This is a genomic window from Rhodococcus sp. NBC_00294 (genome assembly GCF_036163995.1).
In the GTDB taxonomy this organism is placed as follows: domain Bacteria; phylum Actinomycetota; class Actinomycetes; order Mycobacteriales; family Mycobacteriaceae; genus Rhodococcoides.
The window spans coordinates 1,581,205-1,602,661 of record NZ_CP108043.1; the positions used below are offsets into that span (position 1 = coordinate 1,581,205).

Sequence of the window (21,457 nt, forward strand, 5' to 3'; positions counted from 1 at the left end):
GGTCAGACCTGCAGGTCCACCCACACCAGTCTGTGATCGCTCGCCGACAGCAGCTCGGCGCCCGGCTCGCCCGGCGCGGGCCAGAAGACCCCCGATCCGGTGACCGTCAGATCGGTGCTCGGCAGGACGTAGTCCACCCGCAGGTCACCCGGCACGGGATCGGCGAAATCCGCCGTGTCGGTGCCGGCGGTCGGCGAGGTGGGCGCCGGGTCCTGCAGCGCCGGGCTGTCGAGCAGTTGCGCGATGGCCCCCCGGTAGGAGTCCCCGTCGACCGGATCGCTGTTCTGGTCCCCCAACACCACGAACGAGGAACCGTTCGGCAGGCCGCCGGCGAGTCCGGTGTCGTCGACGAGGTAGTCGGCGCCGGCGATGTAGTCCGCGGTGAGCCGGATCTCGTCGTGGTTGCGTCGGCCGTTGCGGTCCTCGGGCCCGTCGAAGGAGGGCGGCGTGGGGTGCGAGACGAGCAGGTGGATCACCCGCCCGTCGATGTCCACGGGCACGTCCCAGTGCGATTTGCTCGACAGGCGCAGGGCGTCCGAGTTCGCGCCGTAGTACTCGCGCGGCAGCAGGTTGTCGGGCATGTCGGCCCAGCGGAAGGTCTGGAACGTGCGGACCGCGGCGGCGTCGAGGGGGAACTTCGAGAGGACGACCATGCCGTACTGGCCGGGGAACTGCCCGAAGCCCCAGGCATCGTTCGGTCCGTCGGACCGCCCGTCCCCGTCGAGGTCGAGCCCGGACGGCTCGCCGGTGTTGACGGGCGCCGTGTACGCGAACGGGTAGTCGATCGGTGCGTCGCCGACGGCGAGGTAGTTGTCGCGGAAGAGGTCGACGGCGCCGTCGGAGTAGTCGAATTCGTTGAGTAGCAGCATGTCCGGGGCGTTGCGCTGAACGACGTCGGCCACCGACCGGATCTGCGGATCCGTTCCGGACCGCAGTGCGGCGACCAGATCGCCGGCGGCGGGGCGGTTCATGCTGGCGTTGTACGTCGCGACGCGGACGGTACGCGGGTCACCGGGCGGCTCGTCGGCGGCAGGCGCGCTGCAGGCGGTCAGGGTGTGGACGGACGCGGCGAGGACGGACGCGGCGAGAAGCACGCGGGTGAGTCGCATGGTGCGGGACGCTATCGCGCCGCCCTGACACATGGGCGAACACGAGAGGGCGGGCAGGGGCGCGTCAGGCCACGCCGTCCAGCACCCGCTGCGCGTCCGGCGACACGTACGGGTAGGCGCAGAGGGCGAGCACGCCCCCGATCAGCAGCAGGGGCAGCAGCGGAACCATGCCGGTGGTGAGGGAGCCGTACGCGTCGGACACCGCGCCGACGAGGAGCGGTCCGACGGCGCCGCCCACGGTCGCGGCGATCTGCAGCAGTCCGTAACCCAGTCCGCGGTCGCGCGGGGCGAGCACGTCGGCGACGCACGAGGTTAGGGTGGGGATCGCCCAGGCGGTGAAGAAGCCGAACACGGTGAGCAGCACCGTGAAGGGCAGCCAGCTCTCGGAGGCCAACGCCCCGGCCATGGCCGCGGTGCCCAGCAGGATTCCGGTGCCGCCCACCAGGACGCGCCACTGCGACGGCGTCGAGAACAGGGTTCGCCGGGTGAGCAGGGATCCGACGAGCGTGCCGCCGACGATGCCGATCAGTGTCAGACCACCGCCCGCGGACGCGGCGGCCGCTTCGCCGAGGCCGAATCGGCGTTGCAACAGGCTGGGCACCCAGAACGTCAGGCCACCGACCGCGAGGCTCATGACGGTGAGCGCGCCGCCGGTGAACCACAGCGTCCGGATCGGTGCGACGCGGCGGAGTTGGACCGGCATCGGGTCGGTGGTGGCCTCCGGCGCAGGCGTGTCCGCGCTGCCCGCGGCCAGTCTGTCGGCGTACCCCCGTTCGGGCTCGCGCACGCGTGACATCAGGACGGCGACCACCACACCGGGAATCGCCATGACGAGGAAGGCGCCGCGCCACCCGAGCCACTCGGCGAGCACTCCGCCCAGCACGATGCCGGCGCCGCCGAGGTAGGCCGCGGTCCGCCACCACCCGAAGGCCGTCGGGCGGGTCGCGGGTGGGTGGAAGTCGGCGAGCATGCTGGCGCTGGCCGGGTTGTCGATGGCCTCGGCGGCGGCGAGGCCCATGCGCACCAGGTAGAAGACGGCGAAGGTGGGAGCGAGCGCGGAACCGACCGTCGCCAGGGCCCACAAGAACACGACGACGGTGATGATGCGGCCGCGGTCGTGGCGATCGGCGAGGTAGGCGGCGGGCATCGCGAGGAGGCCCGCGGCGACGGCGGCCGCGGTGGGGATGGAGCCGGCGGCGGTGTCGCCGAACCCGAACTCCGCCTGCAGCTGCGGCAGCACGGCGGCGACCAGACTGAACTCGATGCGGTCGACGAGGGAGACCAGCACCAGCACGATCGCGGGTCCCCACCCGTACGGGAGGGTGAGGGAGTCGCGCCGCGCCCCGATCGTGCGCCACCGCGGTGCCCGCGTCGCCGCCGCACCCCGCTCGGTCCGATTCTCGGTCTCCGTCACTGCCGCCCCCGTCCGACCGGCGCGCCTGCCGATTCGGGCGCAGCCTATTCCGGCGAAACGCCCGGGTACCGTCGTCGGGAGAAGCTTGGGCGGACCCACCATCGGGCCCGCCCGGACCCTTGCTCCGTCACCCCCGTGCGCCTTGTGCGTATCCCTGGATGCGCGAAAGGCGCACGGGGGCGTCAGCCCACCGGCAGTTGCTGCACCGCCCACCTGTTGCCGTCCGGGTCGGCGAAGTACGTGAACAACCCCCAGCCCTCGTCCTTCACCGGGGTGGCCTCGACGCCGGCGGACAGCAGCATCTCGTACGCGGTCTGCGCGTCCTGCACGACGACGAGCATGCCCTCGACGGATCCGGGTGCGGCGGATGTGATGTTCTTCCCGATCGCGATCGAGCACGCGGAACCGGGTGGGGTGAGTTGGACGTAGCGCACGTCCGGGAAGGGAGTGGCGTCGTGATCGGCGTGGAAGCCGATGCGCGTGTAGAACTCCTTCGCACGGTCGACGTCGGTGACGGGCAGCATGACGAGCTGGATCTCCATGGTGAGCGGGTGCGTGGCGGTCATGGTCGGCCTCTCCTCGTGTCGGATGATGACCGAGATTCTGCTTCCGATCGAGGACGATCACGGTCCGCAATGCGCCGCCGATTCCGAGGAACAGTAGGTGTCATCTCCGGTCACAGGTACTGTGACCGGACATTCGTCGTCAGGAGGACTCACATGGTCAGCGTGCGCAACAAGGTCGTGCTCATCACCGGCGCGGGCCGCGGTATCGGCGAGGCGACGGCGCGGGCTCTCGCGGCCAAGGGCGCGAAGCTGGTGCTGACCGACGTGGACGAGGCGCCGCTGACGGCACTCGTGGCCGATCTGGGCGACGTCGCCGTGGGGGTGCGCGCCGACGTACGGGATCTGGCGGACATGCAGGCCGCTGTGGACGCGGGAATCGCGCGATTCGGAGGCATCGACGTGGTCCTCGCGAACGCCGGCATCTCGAGCTACGGGTCGGTGCTCAACGTCGATCCGGAGACGTTCAAGCGCGTGATCGACATCAACACCACGGGCGTCTTCCACACCGTCCGCGCGGCGCTGCCCTCGCTCATCGAGCGCAAGGGCTACGTGCTCGTCGTGTCCTCGCTCGCCGCCTTCACCGCCTGCCCCGGACTCGCGTCGTACAACGCGAGCAAGGCGGGAGCCGAACACTTCGCCAACGCCCTGCGCCTCGAGGTGAAGTACCAGGGTGTGGACGTCGGCTCCGCCCACATGGCGTGGATCGACACTCCACTGGTGCAGGACGCCAAGTCCGACCTCACCGCGTTCCAGGATCTGCTGTCCGTGCTGCCCTGGCCGCTCGGTCGCACCCTGCCTGTCGAGGCGTGTGTCGACGCCTTCGTCCGCGCGGTGGAGCGGCGGTCACGCCGGGTCTACGTTCCCGGCATCGTGGGCGGCATCGGCTGGGTGCGCTCCGTGCTCACCACTCGGCTCGGTGAGGCCACGACGTTGCGCCACGTGCCGCGCATCCTGCCGAAGATGGACGCCGAGGTGAAGGCGCTGGGTCGCTCGGAGAGCGCGCGCAATCGCGCTGTGGTGGAGGGTCAGTCGACGCGGAGCGCGTGAGTCAGGCGGGCGCGCCCCGGCCCGAGATCCGACCAGTCGCCGGTGAACTCCAGCACCGCCAGCGCGGAGGTGGGGTAGCCCTGTCGGATCCACACCGCCGCGCCCGACTCCTGATCGTCCGCGAGTTCCAGTGCCGTGAAGGGGATTCCGGGTGCGTGGCCCACCACCAACACGGTGGCCGCCGAGTCGTCGGTCGCGATGATCTCGCGGACGATGTCGTCGGGGGAGCCCCCGTAGACGGTGCTTTCGAAGCGCACCGGCGCGTCGACGGCCGTGCGCTCGAGAGTCTGGCGAGTACGCGTCGCCGTCGAGCAGATCACCGCGTCCACGGCGCCGACGTTCGCCCGGATCCAGTCGCCGGCTGCGGCGGCCTGGCGACGGCCCCGCTCGTCGAGCGGCCGGTCGTGGTCGTCCACCCCGTCCGGGTACGAGGACTTGCCGTGGCGCATCAGGATCAGGGTGCGGGTGTCGGACATCGCTCGATGCTAGTGCCCGACCGGGCGGCGAGCGATGCTGCTGCCCTCGGGCGTCCAGTCGATGTCGCCGCGCTCGCGAAAAGCGTTCAGCCACCCGATCATCGGCCAGTGTCCCCATCTATCGTGGAAGATGGCGGCGTTGGTCACGATGTCGTCGAGATGCTCGATCGGCGGCGAGGACACGGGGTGCCACTGATGGTGCGCGTGCGCTCCGCCGACCCACAGTAGATCCAGACCCGATCGTTCCGCGACGCGGCCGACGTCGGTGTCCTCGCCGCCGTAGCCCGTGTAGTCCTCGCAGAACCCCCCGAGCGTGTGCCACGTCGCCGACGTGACCGCGAACGACAGCGACCAGAACAGATCCCAGTTCGTTCCGATCTCGACGTGCCCGGGCGCCGGATTCGGGCGCGCCGCATGGGGATTCGTCCATCCGTCGAGGTCGTCCGGGTACCCACCGGAGACCTCGGGCAGGTAGGTGACCGGCCCGCACAGCACGGCTCCGTCGCGCGCACGACGGACGTACCGGTCGATCATCCCGCGGCTCGGGATGCAGTCGACGTCCAAGAAGATCAGCAGATCGGCACCGGCCTCGAGGGCGAGGCGGGCACCCTCGTTGCGCGCCCGAGCCAGGGGGAGCGCGTCGCCGACGCGGGGAACGACGGCGGTGGCGTCCACGACCGTCGGGTCACCCATCGACACCACGACGTGCAGATCGGCTCGCCGCGTCGAGCGAGCGAGACCGCGGCGTTGCGCAGCGAGGTGCTCCGCGCGACCCGACACGATCGTCACCACGGCCACCGAAGTCATGTAAGCACCGACGTCATGTAAGCACCGACGTCACGCCCACACGTCCTCGATCGCCGCTGCCGCACGACGCGCTGCGCCGTCCACCTCGGTCCGTGCCCGGATGTCGCCGGTCAGCGCACCGGCACGGTTCAGGATCTCGGGCCACCGGTCCGGATCGGGCCACGACTCGAGCGAGATCGCCAGCCCCGCGGCCCCCAGCGCGCGAGTGGTCGCGAGTTGCTCCCCGTGCGGGCGACTCTCGGCCACGACCACCGCGGGGGCACCCGATGCGGCCACGTCGGCCACCGCGTTCTGCCCGCCGTGCGTGACCACCACGCCGGCACCGGTCAGCAGCGGCCACACGTCGTCCACCCAGGGGGTGCCGGGCGCGCCGACACCGCGCCAGGTGCGGGTCGGCGTGGCAGCACCCGCTCGGGCGAGGTGGTCCGGGGTGAGAGCTGAGCCCCCTGCGCCCGCGAGCACGACGACGGACGTCGGGTCGCGGTCGGTTCCGGCGCGGGCACGATCGGCGTGGGCACTGATCGAGCCGGCGTACACGGTCCTGTCCTCGAACTCGCGCAACCACTCCGGCCGGTACACCGAGGCCGACCACGGAGCGACGATGCGGTCGGCGATGCGATAGGCCAGCTGATGGGGCGCATCGGTGCGCTCGCCCGGCATCGCGAACACGACCACCCGAACACCCATGAGTCGCACGAACATCGCAACCTCGACGGACACGTCCACGACGACGCATCGGGGGCGAAGCTCGTCCACGAACCGCGCGAGGGCGGCCATGCGGTCGGTCATCCCGGGGACCGAGATGGGCGCCCAGTGGACGACCCCGTGAGCGGTGGGGTCGTCCGGATCGTCACCGCCGTCGGGTGTGTCTGTGGGAAGTGTGATCCAGCCCGCGAACGGGTCGATGTCCGACGGCCGGGGCCGCGAGGACAGCACCGTCACCGGCTCGGCGAGCGCCCGTGCGACGGACCGGGCGCGGGTCAGATGCCCCACGCCGTGGTGGTGGACGTAGTACCCGATCATGCAGGGACGGCGGCGGTTCGGCCCGACGTCGTCAGCAACTCGCGGTAGAGGTCGAGATAGCTGTCCACCATCGTCGCGTCCGAACAGATGCGCTCCGCGCGAGCGCGGGCGTGCGCACGGGGGAGGCGCGCAGCATCTCCGATGGCCCCGGCGAGAGCGTCGATGTCGTCGGCGGGCACCATCCGGCCACACGTGTCGTCGAGGATCTCCGGGATGCCGCCGCGACGGAAGGCCGCCACCGGTGTGCCGCACGCGAGTGCTTCGGCGACCACGAGCCCGTACGGCTCGTCCCACTGCGGCGTCACCAGTGCGACGGCGGCTCCGCCGACCAGATCGGCGAGTTCCTTCTGCATCAGGTGACCCTCGTAGGTGACGCCGTCGCCGAGGCGGGGCTCCACCGCCGTCCGGAAGTAGTCGTCGTCGGCTGCCGGTCCGGCGATGCGCAGGTGGTAGCCGGCGCGCCGGGCGGCGTCGATGGCGAGATCGACCCCCTTCTCGGGAACCAACCGGCCCGTCCACACCGCGTACTCGCCCGCCCCGCCGCGATCGCCGGTGCCCTGGCCGAACGGCCACCGGTCGAGCGGGATCCCGTTGGGAACCACGGGGATCGGACCCGCGACGGGTAGCCACTGCTGCGCCGTGTACTCGCTCACCGCGGCGTACCCGGTGTTCGGATTGAGCGGCACCGCGGCCGCCGACTCCAGCCAGGCGAGCGGTGGCGTGTGCAGCGTCGTGAGCATGGGGACCGGCACCATCGAGGACATCGCGATGGGCAGGTAGTGGAGGCTGTGATTGTGGATCACGTCGAACGACTGTGCCAGGGGCCCGGCCAGTTCGAGCATGACCGACAGATAGGCGTGATGCTCGTGCACCACCCACGACGGTCCCATGTGTTCGGTCCGCGCGTGCGGACTCATCTGGAACGTGTGGACGTCGATGACGTCGTGCGCGACGTCGGTCGACGTGCCTTCGGCACCGAAGAGCGTGACGCGATGGCCGCGCTCGGTGAGGGCATGGGCGAGATGCCACACGTGTGCCTCGAGGCCACCCGCGAACGGTTGCGCGATGGGGAAGCGCGACGATCCGAGAAGGGCGATGCGCAGTGGACGTGCGGTGGCGGCGACCGTCATACGAGCACGGCTCCGTCCGCGCGGCCCGAGGCGACGGGAGCGGACAGGGCACGGTAGAGCGCGGCGTGCTCGGCGGCGATCGCGCTCTGCTGATGGCGTCGGTAGTCGGCGAAGTCCGGGCCGGTCGGCTCGGTGCGCAGCGCCTCGCCCACCGCGGCATCGAGCGACGCGGGATCGAAGAGGCCGGGTCCGAACACGAAGGTGGGGCACGGGAACTGATCGGCGAAGTGGCCGATGTCCGGGACGACGGGGACGACGCCGAGGTCGCGGCACGCCTCCATCCAGCCAGAGTGCGTACCGAAGCGGTACGGAAGCACGGACACGTCGATCTCGGACAGGTACTGCCACAGCTCCGCGTCGGTGAACCGACGATGCACCCGCACGTCGACGTCCGGGTGATCACGGAAGGCCAGCAATCGCTCGCCGCGCTCCGGTGCGTACCAGTGGCTCGTGTGGTCGAACACGTCGTCGTCGATGTCGAGACGCACCACGGCGTCGCGTGCCGACGCGGCCGCCACGACGGTCGCCATGACCGCCTCGGGATCGAGGTTCGCGCGCAACGACTTGGCGTGCACGGCGACGACTGCGCGCTCGTGCGCCGTGGTGTCGCGTGCGGTGATGACGTCGAGCGGTGCGACGTGCGGATGCGGGATCACCATTGCCGAGCGGCCCCACAGACGTTCGATCTCCCGAGCGGCGCGGTCGGTCAGCGTGATGACGGCGGCCGCGGCGGGGACGAGGACGTCGAGCTGGGACCGGTGCATGTCGAGCTCGGCGAAGTGTGGATTGTGCAGGTCGTGCACCGTGAGAACCAGGGGGGTCGACGACTCGCGCAGCACGGAGACGACGTCGGCGAGACGGTCCGGTGTGGCGGCGTCGAAGCCGAAGTGCAGGTGCACCACGTCGATGTCGTCGATGTGCGCGCGGAGATAGTCGGGCTCGAGCAGGCGCGGCGGCCACCACTGCCCGGGCGTGGTCGCCTCGAGGGGCCGGGGATCGTCGAGCAGAAGAATGTCGTCGCCCGTGGCGACGACAGCGGCGACGTACGGGTGCGCAGCAGGGATGGATGCGACGGCGATCACGGCTCGGGTCATCCTCTCGGGGGCAGACGCGCGCGCCCGAGGGGTGGGCAGGGCGGCACGGGTGTACGAACAGGGATCGGGCCGCCTTCTGGACCACGACAAAAGAGGAATGCCCCGGGGGGCTCGTCCACAAACGCGGTGTCGTGCAGGTCTCTCACCGCTTCGCCTGCGCGCTGTGCGGGTAACCCGACGCCATGCCTCACTCTGCGTCGACCGAGCCGGACGGCCGGACGCGTCACTACGGCGAGTTCTACGGTCTCGACCCGGTGCCCGACGATCCACCGCTGTGGATCGTGCTCGGGAACTGCCAGGCCGAGGCCGTGCGAGTGATGCTCGACGAGGTGCCGGACGCGCCGTTCCGGACCGTGCGCATGCCGCCGGTGCACGAACTCGACTCGGCCGACGTGCGGCACCTCGCCGAGCTGGCCGGCCGGGCCTCGGTGTTGCTGGCGCAGCCGGTTCGCGACGACTACCGCGACCTGCCGATCGGGACGAACCAGGTGGCGTCGATGCTGCCGGAGCACGCCCGGGTCGTGCGGTGGCCGGTCTTCCGGTACAGCGGGCTGTACCCGTTCCAGGTGATCGTGCGGCACCCGAGCGACCCGTCGGCGTCTCCCGCCGGCGCTCCGTACCACGATCTGCGCACGGTGCTCGTGGCCGCAGGCAGGGTGGCATCCGAGGAGTGGCGCGCCGCTCCCGTCGCCCCTGACGCGCTGCGCGCGAACGCCGAGGCGAGCATCGCCGAACTCGCACGACGCGAGCGCCGGGACTGCGACGTCGCGATCTCGGACGTCCTGACCGCCCTCGGAGCGGACGCCGCACACACGATCAACCACCCCGGCAATCCGGTGCTGCTCGAGCTGGCCACGCGCATCCTGTCGGCAGCCGGTGTCGACGCTGCGGCGGCGGATCCGGGCCGCGTACTGCTCGATTCGGTGCACACGCCGCTGGAGTCCGCTGTCGTCGACGCGCTCGACCTCGGCGCCGCGCCCCGGCCGGACTGGGTGATCGGCGGCTCCGTCGTCGATGCCGAGGACATTCACCGTCGCCAACTGCAGTGGTACGCCGAGCATCCCGCGTTCGTGGACGCCGCGCTCACCCGACACGCGGACACACTCTCGCTGCTGCTACCGGAGGTCGCCTCGTGACGTCGGTCGCGCATCTCGTCATCGGTCCCGAGCGACACGGGGTGGTGCAGTTCGCGCTCCGCATCCGCGACGGCATCACCGACGCCGGTCTCGAGTCGACGCTCCTGCGTCACGAGTCCGCGAGTGACGTCACGTCGATTCCGGACGTCGACGTCGTGCACCTGCACGTGACGGACCGGTTGTTCGGGTCACCGGCGACGGCTGCGGCCGGGGTGGTCGAGGACCTGGCGCGGCGCATCCACGCATCGGGTTCCGCGTTCGTGGTGACGCTGCACGATCTGCCGCAGCCGTCCGACGGCCGATCCGCGTCCGCGCGCGTCGAGTGCTACCGACGGGTGGTCGCGTGCGCGGACACGGTGATCGTCAGCAGCGAGCACGAACGAGACCTGGTGCGCGAGGCCGGTATCGGTACCCCGTCCGTCGTGATCCCGCTTCCCGTGGCGACGGGGGTCGGCATCCGCACGGACAGCGGCGAGGTGACCGTCGGCGTCCTCGGGTTCCTGTACCCGGGCAAGGGACACGCCGAGGTGCTGGACGCGCTGCCCCCGGGCGCGCACCTGCTGGCACTGGGAACGCCGTCGCCGGGACACGATCATCTGCTCGACGAGCTGACCGAGTCCGCAGCGGCACACGGCACCACCGTGCGTGTCACCGGCTACATCGACGACGCCGACCTTCCGGTCGAACTCGGCCGCGTCACCGTTCCCGTGGCGCATCATCGGCACATGTCCGCGTCCGGGTCGATCAACACCTGGATCGAGCACGGCCGCCGACCGCTGGTGGTGGCCGGCGCGTACACCCGTGAGTTCGCCCGGCGCTCGCCCGGCACCGTGACCCTGTACGAGGAAGACCGTCTCGCCGAGGCGCTGGCCGACGCGGCGGGTGACCCCGAGTCGACGTGGCTGGAGGACGGGGTCGTCGCGCACCCCACGCGCGCGGAGGTCGGCGCCGCGCACGTGCGGGTGTACGCGGAGTCGGCCGTGGTGCACGCGTGATCACCACCGCCGTCCCCACCCCGCTCGGCCACGCGGTGCCCGGAAACAGGTGGGACCTGCTGCGCGACATCGATGCTCCGCGCCCGTCGGTCAGCGTCGTCGTGCCCTATTTCGAACAGCAACGGTCGCTGGATCTGGTTCTCGCGGCGCTCGAGCAGCAGACGTACCGCGCGTTCGAGGTGATCGTCGCGGACGACGGCTCGGCCACGGCGCCGCTCGTCCGCAGTGCGCTCGACGTCACGGTGGTCTCGCAGGAGGACCGTGGCTTCCGTGCCGCCGCGGCGCGCAATCTCGGGGCCCGTGCCGCGTCCGGTGACGTGCTCTGTTTCCTCGACGCCGACACGGTTCCCGAGCCCGGGTACCTCCAGGCGCTCGTGCGTCTGCCGTCGCTGGTTCCCGATGCACTCACCGTCGGTCGACGGCGACACGCGGACCTGTCCGCGCTGGGCCGACTTCCGGGGCCGGACGACGAGATCCTCGGCGAGCCGCGCTGGTTGATCGACGCGTACCGCGGTTCGCGAGATCTGCTCGATGCCGATCATCGCTCCTATCGCCACGTCATCAGCGCGGTGATGTGTTGCACCGCAGCATTCTTCGAGGAGATCGGCGGCTTCGACGAGTCGTTCGGCGGATACGGCGGAGAGGACTGGGAGCTGGCCAATCGCGCCTACCTCGCCGGCGCCCTGATCGCGCATGTGCCGGACGCCGTCGCCTGGCACGACGGTCCCGACTGGGCCGGCCGACCCGGTGAGCAACGCACCGAGCAGAAGAACACGGAGGCCCTGTCCCTGCTTCCACTCGTCACCGACCCCGCTGCGCGCACCCACGGCGTCCGGTACGCCGTTCCCGACCTCACGGCCGTCGTGCACGCCGACGGACACAGTGCCGCATCGCTGTTGGTGACGGTGGGATCGGTGCTCGCGCAGGGGGACGTCACCGTGTGGGTGGACGGGACGGACGCCGCGGATCTCGTCGCGTCGTGGCGGACCGACGACCCGCGAATCCGCCTCGGTGTCCCCGGCGGCGACGACGTACGGCGCAGCCGCTTCGGGCTCGACCTCGTCGGTCCGGTCGTCCTGGCCCCGGATGCAGCGCGGACGCTGGCGGCGTCGACGCCTCCGCAAGGCCCCGGTCTGGTGCGGTCGACCGTGCCCGGCGGCAGTGTGGAGTGGTGGTCGTGGCGCGCCGTGCGCCGGGCCCGCCGGTGGGCCGACGCACTGGATCGCACCCCGCAGCAGGCCCTCGCCGACCTGTTCGGCATCACGGACGTACCGGCCGACGAGGTCGGCATCGCCGCGGGTCCGCATCAGCCGGACCTGTCGTGGTGAGACCCCCGAACCATTCGAGTCACAGGACACCGGAGGCATCATGACCACCGAGCACGACATCGTCATCATCGGCGGGGGCAACGCGGGCATCAGCGCCGCCGCCCGTTTCCTGAACAAGGGCGTCTCCGACGTGGTGGTCATCGAACCGCAGGAGGTGCACACCTATCGGCCGCTGCTGTCCTACGTCGGCGGCGGGCAGGCGTCCCTCGCGTCCGCGCAGCGCCCCCAGCGCTCGGTGACACCGAAGGGCTGTACCTGGATCCAGGAGCGTGTCGTCTCGGTGGACACCGTGACGCGGACGGTGCGCACCGAGTCGGGCACGGAGGTGCGCTACCGCGACCTCGTCGTGGGATCCGGTCTCGTGCCCGATCACGACGCACTGCCCGGAATCGACGCGGCGCTCGCGTCGTCGTCGGTGGCGAGCAACTACCTCGACGAGGCGACGCGCACCTGGCACCTCGTGCAGACGATGCGTCCCGACGGGCACGCCGTCTTCACGGTTCCTCGTGCGCCGGTGAGCTGCACCGGGACCACCATCAAGCCGCTGTTCCTCGCCGCCGCGCACTGGCGGAAGGTGGGTGCCGCGCCGTCGATGACGCTGGTGGTCGACCGCCCGGATCTCGTGGGAGTGCCGGCGCTCGACGCCCGGCTGCGGAAGTACCTGCGGGAGCTGGATGTCCGAGTGCTTCACCGCACCGCCGTGACGGCGCTCGCGCCGGGCGAGCGATCGATCACGGTGACCGGCGCGGACGGTCGCACCGAGCGGATCGGCTACGACATGCTGCATCTGGTGCCGCCCTACCGCGGACCGCGGTGGGTCGAGGAGACCGGCCTGGCGAGCGCTGATCCCGGCACGCACGCAGTGGTGGACGTGGATCCGCGGACCTTCCGGCACCGCACACACGAGGGCGTGTGGGCCGTGGGCGACGGCGCGTCCATCGACACCGATCCCTCGGGCGGCGGACTACGGCGCCAGGTGTCGATCCTCGTCGACAACGTGCTGGCGCAACGATCGAACGAGGCGCTGGGGGAGTACGACGGCTACACGGTGGCGCCGATCCCGGTGGACGCGCGGCGTCTCATCGCGGCCGAGTTCGATCGCACCGGCGAGATCACGTCGTCGTTGCCGTCGTTCCTGGACCCGCTGAAGCCCCGTCGGCTCTCGTGGGCGGGCGACCGGTTCGGCCTGCCGTTCACGTACTGGCACCTGTTGTTGAAGGGCCATCTCTGAGTCAGCTCGTCGGGCGCAGCATTCCGGTGAGGAACAGTTGCGTCGCAGCATCGACGATCTCGTCGGGGGTCGCATCGATGTGGTCCTGCAACCGGGCGGAGACGAGTTCGGAGCAGGCGCCGATGAACATCAACGCCATGAGCCGGTCCTGCGGCGGCGGGAGTGCGCGGTCGGCCCAGAGTTCGTGCGAGCGTTCGACGACCACGTCCGCGACGGCGTCGATGGTCGCCTGACGTCGAGCTCGCAGGGTCGGTGACGCCATCGACTCGACGAACGCGATCCGGCCCTTGCGGGGGTCGGACAGCATGATCGACACCACGGCGCTCAGAGCGGCCCGCACGCGGTCGGCGACGTCTCCGTCCGTGGACGAGACGGCATGGATCGCAGCGCTTCTCACCTCGTCGGCAACGCTGTCGAGCACGGCGAGCAGCAGGTCCGACTTGGTGCGGAAGCTCTCGTAGAAATACCGCTCGGTGAGCCCGGCGGCCGCGCAGACCGCGGTCATCGTGGTCTTGTCGGTGCCCACCGAGGACATGAGGTCCAGACCCGCCTCGATCAGTGCGGCCCGGCGGCGGACGGCGCGGTCCGCCGCGTCCACTCCGCCGTAGGTCCTGCTCGCGGGTTCCGCCATGCCGTCAGTCTCGCAGGTCTTGACGAGCGCCTCTCCTGTGACGCACACTACATCTGACAGGACGCCCTGTCAGATACTCAGGAGGCCCCATGGCTCACGCGCTCGCCGCCCCACCGCTCGGCTCCGATCTCCGTCCCGTCATGGGCAGCGCGGGCATCCCCTACGTCGGCCGTTCGATGCAGTACATCCGGGACCCCCTCGCCCTGTGGCGGCAGCAGGAGCGGCGCTACGGGCAGGTCTCGTGGCACACGATGGCGGGCCGGCGCGTGGTGCTGGTGCTCGGCGCCGACGGGTGCGAGGAGATCCTGACCAACCGGGACAAGGCGTTCAGCAACGCACTCGGCTGGCGGCCGCTCATCGGGCCGTTCTTCGACAACGGGCTCATGCTCATGGACCTCGGCGAGCACCGCCACCACCGGCGGCTGCTGCAGCAGGCGTTCACCAAGGACCGTCTCGCGTCCTACGCCGCGGCGATGGAACCGCTGATCGCCCGCACCGTGCAGGAGTGGGACTCGTCGGAGCACTTCGAGATCTATCCCGCCGTGAAGTCGTTGACGCTCGGCCTCGCGACCGAGGTGTTCATGGGCGGGGTGCGGGACGGTGACACCCGGCTGGACGCCGTCAACAAGGCCTTCGTCGACTGTGTTCAGGCGGCGACGTCCATCGTCCGGCTCGACGTGCCCGGTGGTCGGTGGCGCCGGGGTCTGAAGGGTCGACGCTTCCTCGAAGACTTTCTGCGGGACTATCTTCCGGATCGGCGGCGCGGCGACGGCCGAGATCTGTTCTCGGTGCTCGCCCACCTCGAGGACGACGACGGCGAGCGCTTCTCCGACGACGCGATCATCGACCACATGATCTTCCTGCTGATGGCAGCGCACGACACGTCGACCATCACCATCTCCACGATGGTCGATCAGCTCGGCCGACACCCGCAGTGGCAGGAGGAATGTCGCCAGCAGTCGCTGGCTGCGGGCCCCGATGTCTCCGCACCCGAGGCGCGGGCGGGTCTGACGGCACTCGACGCGGTGATGAAGGAATCGCTGCGCATGCTCGCTCCGCTGCCCACCATGGCGCGATGGACGGTGCGGGACACGGTGATCCGCGGCCATCACGTGCCTGCCGACGTGATGGTGGTGGCCACGCCGCACTACACGCATCACGATCCCACCTACTGGTCGGACCCTGAGGTCTTCGACCCCACCCGCTTCGACGGTCGCGCGCTGCCCCACAAGTTCGCGTGGCAACCGTTCGGCGGCGGGGTCCACACGTGCCTGGGTCAGTTCTTCTCGGCCATCGAGATCACGATGGTGCTGCACCACCTCCTGCGCCACCACACGTGGTCGGTGCCGGCCGATCGTGCGACACCGATCGACTTCACCTCCCTGCCGTATCCCAAGGACGGGCAGCCCGTGCGGCTGCAGCGCCGCAGCTGACGGTGCCGAGGCCCTGTGTCGCCGCGGCGATGCTGTGTACGAGCAGCACCATGCCCCACGGCCCGGCCACCCAGACGGGCCAGGGGTACAGCATCGATCCCGAGGCGACGCAGGTGATCACGTAGATCGCGCTGCACAGCGCGACCACCGACGCCCACCGCAGCCACGCGGCCGCGGGCACGGTCGTCGGATGTCCGGGTGTGGACGGCGCTGGATGCAGATCGGCGGTGACGGCGGCCAGGTCTGCATCGGAGCGGGCCGAGACCACGGCCGCGGAGCGGGTGTCGAACTCGTCCAGGGTCAGGCGCCCGTCTCCCACCGCGGCGGTGAGGAGTGCGAGTGCCTGCTCGTGTGTCTGCGGTGCGGTCATCGAACGCTCGATTCGTCGGGGTGGTCGAGATCGGGGGTCGACAGTCCACTGTGGAATGTCCGATCTCAGACTGCACCGTCCACTGTGGACTGTCAAGGTGTGGGACGATGACGCCATGGCCGACACTCGTGGCACCACCGTCAACGCGACGGCGGCCTCTCTGCTGGGATTCCTGCACAGCGGGCCCATGTCCGGATGGGACCTCGTCGCCACGGCGCAGGTCTGCATCGGCGGCTTCTGGACGGTCACGCGCTCCCAGGTCTACCGCGAACTCTCCGGCCTCGCCCGCGCCGGACTGGTGGAGGAACTCGAGACGCAGGCGCGTGATCGCAAGCCGTACCGCATCACCGACGCGGGGCGAACCGAGTTCGCCGCCTGGATCTCGGTGCTCCCCGAGCCGGAGGTCATTCGTCATCCGCTGCTGCTGATGATCTCCTTCGGCGAGCACGTGCCGGCGTCCGTGCTGAGCGAGGCAGTGGCGGCGCACCGGAGCACGCACGAGGAGAACCTGCGCCGGTATCGCGAGCAGAAGGACGCCGCGCTCGACGATCCGTACGCCGCGGCCACCCTCGATTTCGGCATCGCCTACGAGACGATGGTGCTGAGCTGGCTCGACGGCCTGCCCTGGCAGTAGGCGACCGGCCTCCGGGGTTTCTGCTCTCCTCGCGCCGCCTGCGAGCGGGATCCCGCCGATTCAGTCGGTGAGAGGAGCAGAAGCGCCGCTCGCGCCGGCGCGCGCCACCACGCACGCGATCGTGCGCACCGTGTCGTCCATCATGAACCACACCGTCACCGCCGGTGCACCGTCCACGTCGTGCCGACGCCAGCGGAGCGTGACGTGATCCGGCGCCATGATCGGCGAGAGATACTCGATGACCGCGCGGTGCGGTCCGCCGGTGATCTCGCCGGACTCCGCGCGGGCGAGCACCTCCTCGACGGCCTGCCAGTAGGCGGCGTTGTTCACGTGGTTGAACGCGTCGACGTCGGTGATGCGCAGCGGGAACGCGAGATCTGTCAGTGAGGGCTCCGGGGCCGGATCGCGGAGCCACTGCTTCCACTTGAGTCTGGTCTCGCCCGCCGTGCGGGTGAGCAGCGCGAGGCCCTCGTCGGAGATGCGCGTCGGCATGCCCGTCGTCGACGAGATGCTGATCCAGAATCCCTCGGTGCGGATGTGCGCGCCCTTGTCGCCGGTGATGTCGACGCGCATGTTCGACCATCGCGTCGACAGACCGGAACACCAGCGCCGCAACGTGATCCGCTCGGGCCACACCGACGGTCGGTCGATGTCCATGACGGTGCGGCGCACGATCCAGAACGGATCCGTCTCCCCGAGTCCGGAGGCGTCGAGGTTGTCCGACCCGATGTCCTGCAGGTACCGGGCGACGGAGTCGTAGCGCAGCCGGTTCGCGGTGTCGACGTCGCCGGCGCGGATGGGCCACGCGGTCTCGAACCCCTCGCCCGTCGGCGGCTGTGGTGCGAGTTCGTGGCTGGTGACGGGGGAGAGGTCCATGGTGCTCATTTCCGACGTGATGGTCAGGACGTGCGGGCGCAGATCTCGTCGACGGCGTAGCGGTACCCGCGGACGCCGCACCCGGCGATCACCGACACGGCGATCCCCGAGACGAAGCTGTGGTGTCGGAACTCCTCGCGGGCGTGCACGTTCGAGATGTGGATCTCGACGACGGGGATCTCGGGCACGACCAGAGCATCGCGCAGAACGACGGACGTGTGGGTCAGACCGCCCGGGTTGATGACGATTCCCGACGCCGTCCCGCGCGCCTCGTGAATCCAGTCGATCAACGCGCCCTCGTGGTTGGACTGCTCGGCGCGGACAGTGCGTCCGTGGCGTTCCGCGGTCTCGCGGCACAGCGCGACCACGTCGTCGAGCGTCTCGGTGCCGTAGACCTCGGGTTGGCGGGTTCCGAGCATGTTCAGGTTCGGACCGTTGAGCACCAGGATGGGCAGCGGGGAGGCCGGAGGCCGGCCGTCGTCAGGCAGCGTGTCGTGGTGGGCGTGACCGTGGGTCATGGGTGCGGACTCTACCCGGGAGACTGAGCAGCATGCGCGCGTGGATCGTCTGGGGAACAGGTGTCCTCGCCTACATCGTCGGGGTCCTGCATCGCACGTCGTTCGGTGTGTCGGGGCTCGACGCGGCGGATCGGTACGCCGCGAGTCCGTCGGTGCTGTCGTCGTTCGTCGTCCTGCAGGTCGTCGTCTACGCGGCGATGCAGATTCCTGCGGGAGTGCTGCTCGACAGGGTGGGTCCGCGCGCCATGATCGTCACGGGAGCGCTGGTCATGGCGTCGGGGCAGATGATCCTGGCATTCACCGACTCGCTGCCGGTGGCGGTGGCGGCCCGTGCCGTCGTGGGTGTCGGTGATGCGCTGACGTTCATCTCGGTGCTGCGGCTGGTGCCGAAGTGGTTCGCGCCCCGCCGGGTTCCGCTGGTCTCGCAGCTGACGGGCATCTTCGGGCAGGTCGGGCAGGTGCTGTCCGCGGTGCCGTTCCTGACGCTGCTGCACGGCGGGGGGTGGTCCGTCGCTTACGGCGCGGCCGCGGGCAGCGGGGTGGTGGTCGCGCTGGCCGCGTTCCTCGCCGTCTCGAACTCGCCCGATCCCGGACCCGGCAGCGCGCCGCGGGTGACGTTCCGCGAGACGGTGCGCAACATCTCCGTCGTCTGGTCACGGCCCGGTACCCGGCTCGGCTTCTTCTCCCACATGGGGACGCAGTTCTCCATCACCGTGTTCGCGCTGATGTGGGGAGTGCCCTACCTCAGTTCGGCGCAGGGGGTGTCGTCCGCAGTGGTGGGCGCGCTGCTCACCACGTCGGTGGTGTCGGCCATCGTGTCGGGCATCGTCGTCGGCATCCTGACGGGGCGTTATCCCATGCGTCGGTCGTGGATGGTGCTGGCGATCATGGCCAGCAACGCCCTCATGTGGGCGTTGGTGCTCGCTCTTCCGGGACCCGCGCCGACGTGGTTGCTCTTCGTCCTGGTGATCGTCATCTCGGTCGGTGGCCCGGGGTCGGCCATCGGCTTCGACTACGCGCGCACGTTCAACCCGTCGGTCGCGCTCGGCACCGCCCAGGGCATGGTGAACATCGGCGGATTCCTCGCGTCGCTGCTGGTGATGCAGGCCATGGGCGCCATTCTGAACGCGATGGGCGGGTACACCTTCGAGGCGTTCCGCGTCGCGTGGCTCACGCAGTACGCGGTCTGGGCCGTGGCGGCGACGGGTGTGCTGGTGGCCCGCCGCAAGACCCGGCGCGACGCGGGGATCTCGCCCCGGACCTGGCGCGAGGTCAGGGAGCGGATGCGGTCGCAGCGACCGGCACGGGAGCCGTCGGAGCCGTGAAGGCCGACCGCCCGGCGAGGACGCCGAGCAGTGCCAGCAGCATGGTGACGGCCGCGAAGACCAGCACCGCCGTCACCGACAGGGTGTCGACGATGCCGCCGCCCACCAGGGCACCCGTCGCGATGGCCACCTGGAAGGTCACGACGTAGATCGCCGACGCGCGGTCCGCCGCGGCCCCGGCCGGTGCCGAGTGCAGGACGGCCGACTGGATGCACACCGGGATGGTGGTGAAGGCCATGCCCCACAGAGCGATGGCGACGATCGCCAGCACGCCGGATCCGGTGGACAGCGCCAGGACCAGCGCCGCGAGCGCGGTGGTGATGGCGGTGAGGACGACGATCGTCGAGCGCCACGGACCGCGGTCGTACGTGCGACCGATGAGCCAGATGCCGGCGACGCCGGCGAGTCCGTAGACGAACAGCATGGTCGAGAGCACGCTCCCCGATGTGCCGATGCCCTCGCCGACCACGAGCGCGAAGTACGTGTAGCCGGCGAAGTGGCCCAGCGCGGCGAGGAACGTGATGCCGCACAGCAGGACGAGCACCCGGCTGATGCCGGGGCGCGACGTGGCCGTGGTGGCGACCGGAGTCGCGACCGGGAGAGCGGGCAGCAACCGGGTCAGGGCGACGGTGATGGCCAGCGCGACGACGCCGAGCGTCGCGGCGGCGACGCGCCAGTGCGTCCACTGTCCGAGGGCGGCGGTCAGCGGATTGCCCGCGACGAGTGCCAACGACGTCCCGGCGTAGACGAGCGCGATCGCCTTCGCGCGCTTGCCCGGTGCGGCGAGTGACGCCGCGACCGGAGCCACCACGGCCCAGAACACACCGTGGGTGGCCGCGCAGATCAGTCGTGCTCCGACCAGCATCGGATAGCCGACGGACACCGCCGACACGAGTTGCGACACCGCGAGTGCGCCGGCGGTGATGACGACGACCTTGCGACGGTCCCACGACTTCACCGCCGCCATCAGCGGCAACGTGATCACGGCGACCGCGTACGCGTAGAAGGTCAGCAGCAGCCCGATGGCCGATTCGCCGACACCGAGGTCGGCGGACATCTCGGGGAGCAGTCCCACAGGCAGCGTCTCCGCCGTGACGTAGATGAACGCGGTCGCGCCGAGGACGAGCAGAGCGGGCGTGTTCGCGCGCGGAGGTGCCGTGGACATGCTGTGTAACGATACACACGGACGGGGGTGGGCGATAGAGTGGCGATGATGACCTCGCACACACGCGTCACCATGGCCGACGTCGCGGCGGCGGCCGGCGTCTCGGTCATGAGCGTGTCCTACGCGTACGGGCGGCCGGAGCGGGTCTCGGACGAGACGCGGGCGAAGGTGTTCGACGCCGCCGAGCGACTCGGCTACACCGGCCCGCACCGGGGCGCGCAGTCGCTCCGCAGCGGCCGCAGCAACAACCTCGCCGTGCTTCTGACGGAGAAGCTGACGTACGCGTTCGACGACCCGCAGGCTCGCCGGTTCCTGTCCGGAGTGGCCGACGCGTGCCTCGACACCGACACCGGCCTGGTGATCCTGCCGAACACGCGCGTCGCCCGCGACGTCGACCGGGTGCGCGACGCCGCCGTGGACGGGTACGTCTTCTGGACCACGGTCACCGGGGACCCACTGCTCGACGCGGCCGTCGCCACCGGGCGACCCGTGTGCGTGCAGGGCGGTCCGGAGCACGACGGCACGACGTTGGTCAGCATCGACGACGCCGCCGCGGCCGAGGCGGTCGCCCTGATCGCCCTCGCGGGTGCCGCGCGACCGCTGGTGCTCGCTTTTCCTGCCGACGAGCATCGGGAGCGGCGCCTCGTGCACGGACCGGATCCGGAGACGATCGACTTCCCGGTGACGAGGAACCGTCTGCGGGGCTACCGCGCGGCTGCCGAGGCGCTGGGGCTCGACTGGTCCGCGGTGCCCGTCGCGTTCGGCACCGGCAGCTTCCGCTCGGAGGGGACGCGCGCGATGCAGGATCACCTGGACGCGCTGCCGGACACGGTGCTGGCGATGAGTGACGAGATGGCGCTCGGGGCATTGTCGGTGGTGCGGGACCGCGGCCTGCAGGTGCCGGGCGACCTGGCGATGGTCGGGTGGGACGACACCGAGGAAGCGGCGGGCGCAGGGCTGACGACGGTGGCCCAGTCGCTGTACGAGCAGGGGCGCAGCGCTGCGCGGGCCGTGCTCGCGGGTGAGCCGGTCGCGACACCGGAGTGGCACGTCGTGCGGCGGACCTCGACGAGGTGAGGCGTGCGCAGGCTGCACACGAACCACCGCCCCGGGGCCGGATGTGCTGATTCGTCACGGCCTGTGTGCAAC

At 70.6% G+C, this 21,457-nt stretch carries 22 protein-coding genes; 9 read left to right on the top strand and 13 right to left on the bottom strand.

Features of this window, described 5'->3' with window-relative positions; all coding sequences use genetic code 11:
* Positions 1–2 precede the first annotated feature (2 nt).
* From OHB23_RS07595 to OHB23_RS07605, 3 genes are all read right to left on the bottom strand, one after another.
* Positions 3–1,109: an endonuclease/exonuclease/phosphatase family protein gene (locus tag OHB23_RS07595; RefSeq protein WP_328811213.1), complete on the bottom strand. Its 1,107-nt coding sequence runs from the start codon at positions 1,107–1,109 to the stop codon at positions 3–5.
* A gap of 64 nt (positions 1,110–1,173) precedes the next feature.
* On the bottom strand, positions 1,174–2,523 hold the full coding sequence (locus OHB23_RS07600; protein WP_027504582.1) for an MFS transporter: 1,350 nt from the start codon (positions 2,521–2,523) through the stop codon (positions 1,174–1,176).
* 182 nt (positions 2,524–2,705) lie between these two features.
* Entirely contained in the window at positions 2,706–3,089 is a 384-nt protein-coding gene (locus OHB23_RS07605; RefSeq protein WP_328811214.1) for a VOC family protein, read from the bottom strand.
* A 153-nt stretch (positions 3,090–3,242) separates the two neighbouring features.
* Here OHB23_RS07605 and OHB23_RS07610 point away from each other — a divergent pair, with 153 nt between their 5' ends.
* Complete coding sequence (locus OHB23_RS07610; protein WP_027504584.1) at positions 3,243–4,136, top strand: SDR family oxidoreductase; 894 nt, start codon at positions 3,243–3,245, stop codon at positions 4,134–4,136.
* Here the strand turns inward: OHB23_RS07610 and OHB23_RS07615 are convergent.
* From OHB23_RS07615 to OHB23_RS07635, 5 genes are read right to left on the bottom strand one after another with little or no spacing between them, the layout of a single operon-like run.
* Complete coding sequence (locus OHB23_RS07615; protein WP_328811215.1) at positions 4,115–4,612, bottom strand: SixA phosphatase family protein; 498 nt, start codon at positions 4,610–4,612, stop codon at positions 4,115–4,117. The genes OHB23_RS07610 and OHB23_RS07615 overlap by 22 nt on opposite strands.
* A 9-nt stretch (positions 4,613–4,621) precedes the next feature.
* On the bottom strand, positions 4,622–5,419 hold the full coding sequence (locus tag OHB23_RS07620; RefSeq protein ID WP_328811216.1) for a glycosyltransferase family 2 protein: 798 nt from the start codon (positions 5,417–5,419) through the stop codon (positions 4,622–4,624).
* Between the two features lie 30 nt (positions 5,420–5,449).
* Positions 5,450–6,442, bottom strand: a complete 993-nt coding sequence (locus OHB23_RS07625) for a hypothetical protein (protein ID WP_328811217.1) — start codon at positions 6,440–6,442, stop codon at positions 5,450–5,452.
* Positions 6,439–7,572 (bottom strand): glycosyltransferase, encoded by a 1,134-nt coding sequence (locus tag OHB23_RS07630; protein ID WP_328811218.1) that lies wholly within the window; start codon positions 7,570–7,572, stop codon positions 6,439–6,441. Before OHB23_RS07630 ends, OHB23_RS07625 begins: the two co-directional genes overlap by 4 nt.
* Complete coding sequence (locus OHB23_RS07635; RefSeq protein WP_231476217.1) at positions 7,569–8,654, bottom strand: hypothetical protein; 1,086 nt, start codon at positions 8,652–8,654, stop codon at positions 7,569–7,571. Before OHB23_RS07635 ends, OHB23_RS07630 begins: the two co-directional genes overlap by 4 nt.
* Positions 8,655–8,848: 194 nt before the next feature.
* Here OHB23_RS07635 and OHB23_RS07640 point away from each other — a divergent pair, with 194 nt between their 5' ends.
* From OHB23_RS07640 to OHB23_RS07655, 4 genes are read left to right on the top strand one after another with little or no spacing between them, the layout of a single operon-like run.
* Positions 8,849–9,802: a WcbI family polysaccharide biosynthesis putative acetyltransferase gene (locus OHB23_RS07640; RefSeq protein WP_328811219.1), complete on the top strand. Its 954-nt coding sequence runs from the start codon at positions 8,849–8,851 to the stop codon at positions 9,800–9,802.
* Positions 9,799–10,797 carry a glycosyltransferase gene (locus OHB23_RS07645; RefSeq protein ID WP_328811220.1) on the top strand — a complete coding sequence of 333 codons (999 nt, stop codon included), beginning with the start codon at positions 9,799–9,801 and terminating at the stop codon, positions 10,795–10,797. The genes OHB23_RS07640 and OHB23_RS07645 overlap by 4 nt, the downstream gene beginning before the upstream one ends.
* Positions 10,794–12,125, top strand: coding sequence for a glycosyltransferase family 2 protein (locus tag OHB23_RS07650; protein ID WP_328811221.1), 1,332 nt, complete (start codon positions 10,794–10,796; stop codon positions 12,123–12,125). The genes OHB23_RS07645 and OHB23_RS07650 overlap by 4 nt, the downstream gene beginning before the upstream one ends.
* Before the next feature lie 40 nt (positions 12,126–12,165).
* On the top strand, positions 12,166–13,356 hold the full coding sequence (locus tag OHB23_RS07655; RefSeq protein WP_328811222.1) for an NAD(P)/FAD-dependent oxidoreductase: 1,191 nt from the start codon (positions 12,166–12,168) through the stop codon (positions 13,354–13,356).
* A gap of 1 nt (position 13,357) precedes the next feature.
* Here the strand turns inward: OHB23_RS07655 and OHB23_RS07660 are convergent, their stop codons facing one another.
* Complete coding sequence (locus tag OHB23_RS07660) at positions 13,358–13,987, bottom strand: TetR/AcrR family transcriptional regulator (protein WP_328811223.1); 630 nt, start codon at positions 13,985–13,987, stop codon at positions 13,358–13,360.
* Between the two features lie 89 nt (positions 13,988–14,076).
* Here OHB23_RS07660 and OHB23_RS07665 point away from each other — a divergent pair, with 89 nt between their 5' ends.
* The gene (locus tag OHB23_RS07665; protein WP_222649754.1) at positions 14,077–15,420 is read left to right on the top strand and encodes a cytochrome P450; all 1,344 of its coding nucleotides are present in this window, start codon (positions 14,077–14,079) and stop codon (positions 15,418–15,420) included.
* On the opposite strand, the gene OHB23_RS07670 is transcribed toward OHB23_RS07665, so the two are convergent.
* Positions 15,362–15,790: a DUF1707 SHOCT-like domain-containing protein gene (locus tag OHB23_RS07670; RefSeq protein ID WP_328811224.1), complete on the bottom strand. Its 429-nt coding sequence runs from the start codon at positions 15,788–15,790 to the stop codon at positions 15,362–15,364. The two genes, OHB23_RS07665 and OHB23_RS07670, sit on opposite strands and share 59 nt — an antisense overlap.
* Before the next feature lie 115 nt (positions 15,791–15,905).
* Here OHB23_RS07670 and OHB23_RS07675 point away from each other — a divergent pair, with 115 nt between their 5' ends.
* A complete protein-coding gene (locus OHB23_RS07675) occupies positions 15,906–16,424 on the top strand; it encodes a PadR family transcriptional regulator (protein ID WP_328811225.1) in 519 nt (172 codons plus the stop codon).
* Between the two features lie 60 nt (positions 16,425–16,484).
* On the opposite strand, the gene OHB23_RS07680 is transcribed toward OHB23_RS07675, so the two are convergent.
* Positions 16,485–17,309, bottom strand: coding sequence for an acyl-[acyl-carrier-protein] thioesterase (locus OHB23_RS07680; RefSeq protein WP_442973027.1), 825 nt, complete (start codon positions 17,307–17,309; stop codon positions 16,485–16,487).
* Between the two features lie 14 nt (positions 17,310–17,323).
* Positions 17,324–17,818, bottom strand: a complete 495-nt coding sequence (gene aroQ, locus OHB23_RS07685; RefSeq protein ID WP_056441753.1) for a type II 3-dehydroquinate dehydratase — start codon at positions 17,816–17,818, stop codon at positions 17,324–17,326.
* Positions 17,819–17,850: 32 nt separating this feature from the next.
* Here aroQ and OHB23_RS07690 point away from each other — a divergent pair, with 32 nt between their 5' ends.
* The gene (locus OHB23_RS07690; protein WP_328811226.1) at positions 17,851–19,143 is read left to right on the top strand and encodes an MFS transporter; all 1,293 of its coding nucleotides are present in this window, start codon (positions 17,851–17,853) and stop codon (positions 19,141–19,143) included.
* On the opposite strand, the gene OHB23_RS07695 is transcribed toward OHB23_RS07690, so the two are convergent.
* A complete protein-coding gene (locus OHB23_RS07695) occupies positions 19,091–20,308 on the bottom strand; it encodes an MFS transporter (RefSeq protein WP_027504599.1) in 1,218 nt (405 codons plus the stop codon). The genes OHB23_RS07690 and OHB23_RS07695 overlap by 53 nt on opposite strands.
* Positions 20,309–20,356: 48 nt before the next feature.
* On the opposite strand from OHB23_RS07695, the gene OHB23_RS07700 reads away from it, so the two are divergent.
* The gene (locus tag OHB23_RS07700; protein ID WP_261781494.1) at positions 20,357–21,385 is read left to right on the top strand and encodes a LacI family DNA-binding transcriptional regulator; all 1,029 of its coding nucleotides are present in this window, start codon (positions 20,357–20,359) and stop codon (positions 21,383–21,385) included.
* Positions 21,386–21,457 lie beyond the last annotated feature (72 nt).

Coding starts and splice junctions, on each gene's coding strand:
- OHB23_RS07625 (WP_328811217.1), bottom strand. CDS start 6,442: ATGATCGGGTACTACGTCCACCACCACGGCGTGGGGCATCTGACCCGC.
- OHB23_RS07610 (WP_027504584.1), top strand. CDS start 3,243: ATGGTCAGCGTGCGCAACAAGGTCGTGCTCATCACCGGCGCGGGCCGC.
- OHB23_RS07680 (WP_442973027.1), bottom strand. CDS start 17,309: ATGAGCACCATGGACCTCTCCCCCGTCACCAGCCACGAACTCGCACCA.
- aroQ (WP_056441753.1), bottom strand. CDS start 17,818: ATGACCCACGGTCACGCCCACCACGACACGCTGCCTGACGACGGCCGG.
- OHB23_RS07620 (WP_328811216.1), bottom strand. CDS start 5,419: ATGACTTCGGTGGCCGTGGTGACGATCGTGTCGGGTCGCGCGGAGCAC.
- OHB23_RS07665 (WP_222649754.1), top strand. CDS start 14,077: ATGGCTCACGCGCTCGCCGCCCCACCGCTCGGCTCCGATCTCCGTCCC.
- OHB23_RS07660 (WP_328811223.1), bottom strand. CDS start 13,987: ATGGCGGAACCCGCGAGCAGGACCTACGGCGGAGTGGACGCGGCGGAC.
- OHB23_RS07690 (WP_328811226.1), top strand. CDS start 17,851: ATGCGCGCGTGGATCGTCTGGGGAACAGGTGTCCTCGCCTACATCGTC.
- OHB23_RS07640 (WP_328811219.1), top strand. CDS start 8,849: ATGCCTCACTCTGCGTCGACCGAGCCGGACGGCCGGACGCGTCACTAC.
- OHB23_RS07605 (WP_328811214.1), bottom strand. CDS start 3,089: ATGACCGCCACGCACCCGCTCACCATGGAGATCCAGCTCGTCATGCTG.
- OHB23_RS07675 (WP_328811225.1), top strand. CDS start 15,906: ATGGCCGACACTCGTGGCACCACCGTCAACGCGACGGCGGCCTCTCTG.
- OHB23_RS07700 (WP_261781494.1), top strand. CDS start 20,357: ATGACCTCGCACACACGCGTCACCATGGCCGACGTCGCGGCGGCGGCC.
- OHB23_RS07695 (WP_027504599.1), bottom strand. CDS start 20,308: ATGTCCACGGCACCTCCGCGCGCGAACACGCCCGCTCTGCTCGTCCTC.
- OHB23_RS07655 (WP_328811222.1), top strand. CDS start 12,166: ATGACCACCGAGCACGACATCGTCATCATCGGCGGGGGCAACGCGGGC.
- OHB23_RS07595 (WP_328811213.1), bottom strand. CDS start 1,109: ATGCGACTCACCCGCGTGCTTCTCGCCGCGTCCGTCCTCGCCGCGTCC.
- OHB23_RS07630 (WP_328811218.1), bottom strand. CDS start 7,572: ATGACGGTCGCCGCCACCGCACGTCCACTGCGCATCGCCCTTCTCGGA.
- OHB23_RS07615 (WP_328811215.1), bottom strand. CDS start 4,612: ATGTCCGACACCCGCACCCTGATCCTGATGCGCCACGGCAAGTCCTCG.
- OHB23_RS07670 (WP_328811224.1), bottom strand. CDS start 15,790: ATGACCGCACCGCAGACACACGAGCAGGCACTCGCACTCCTCACCGCC.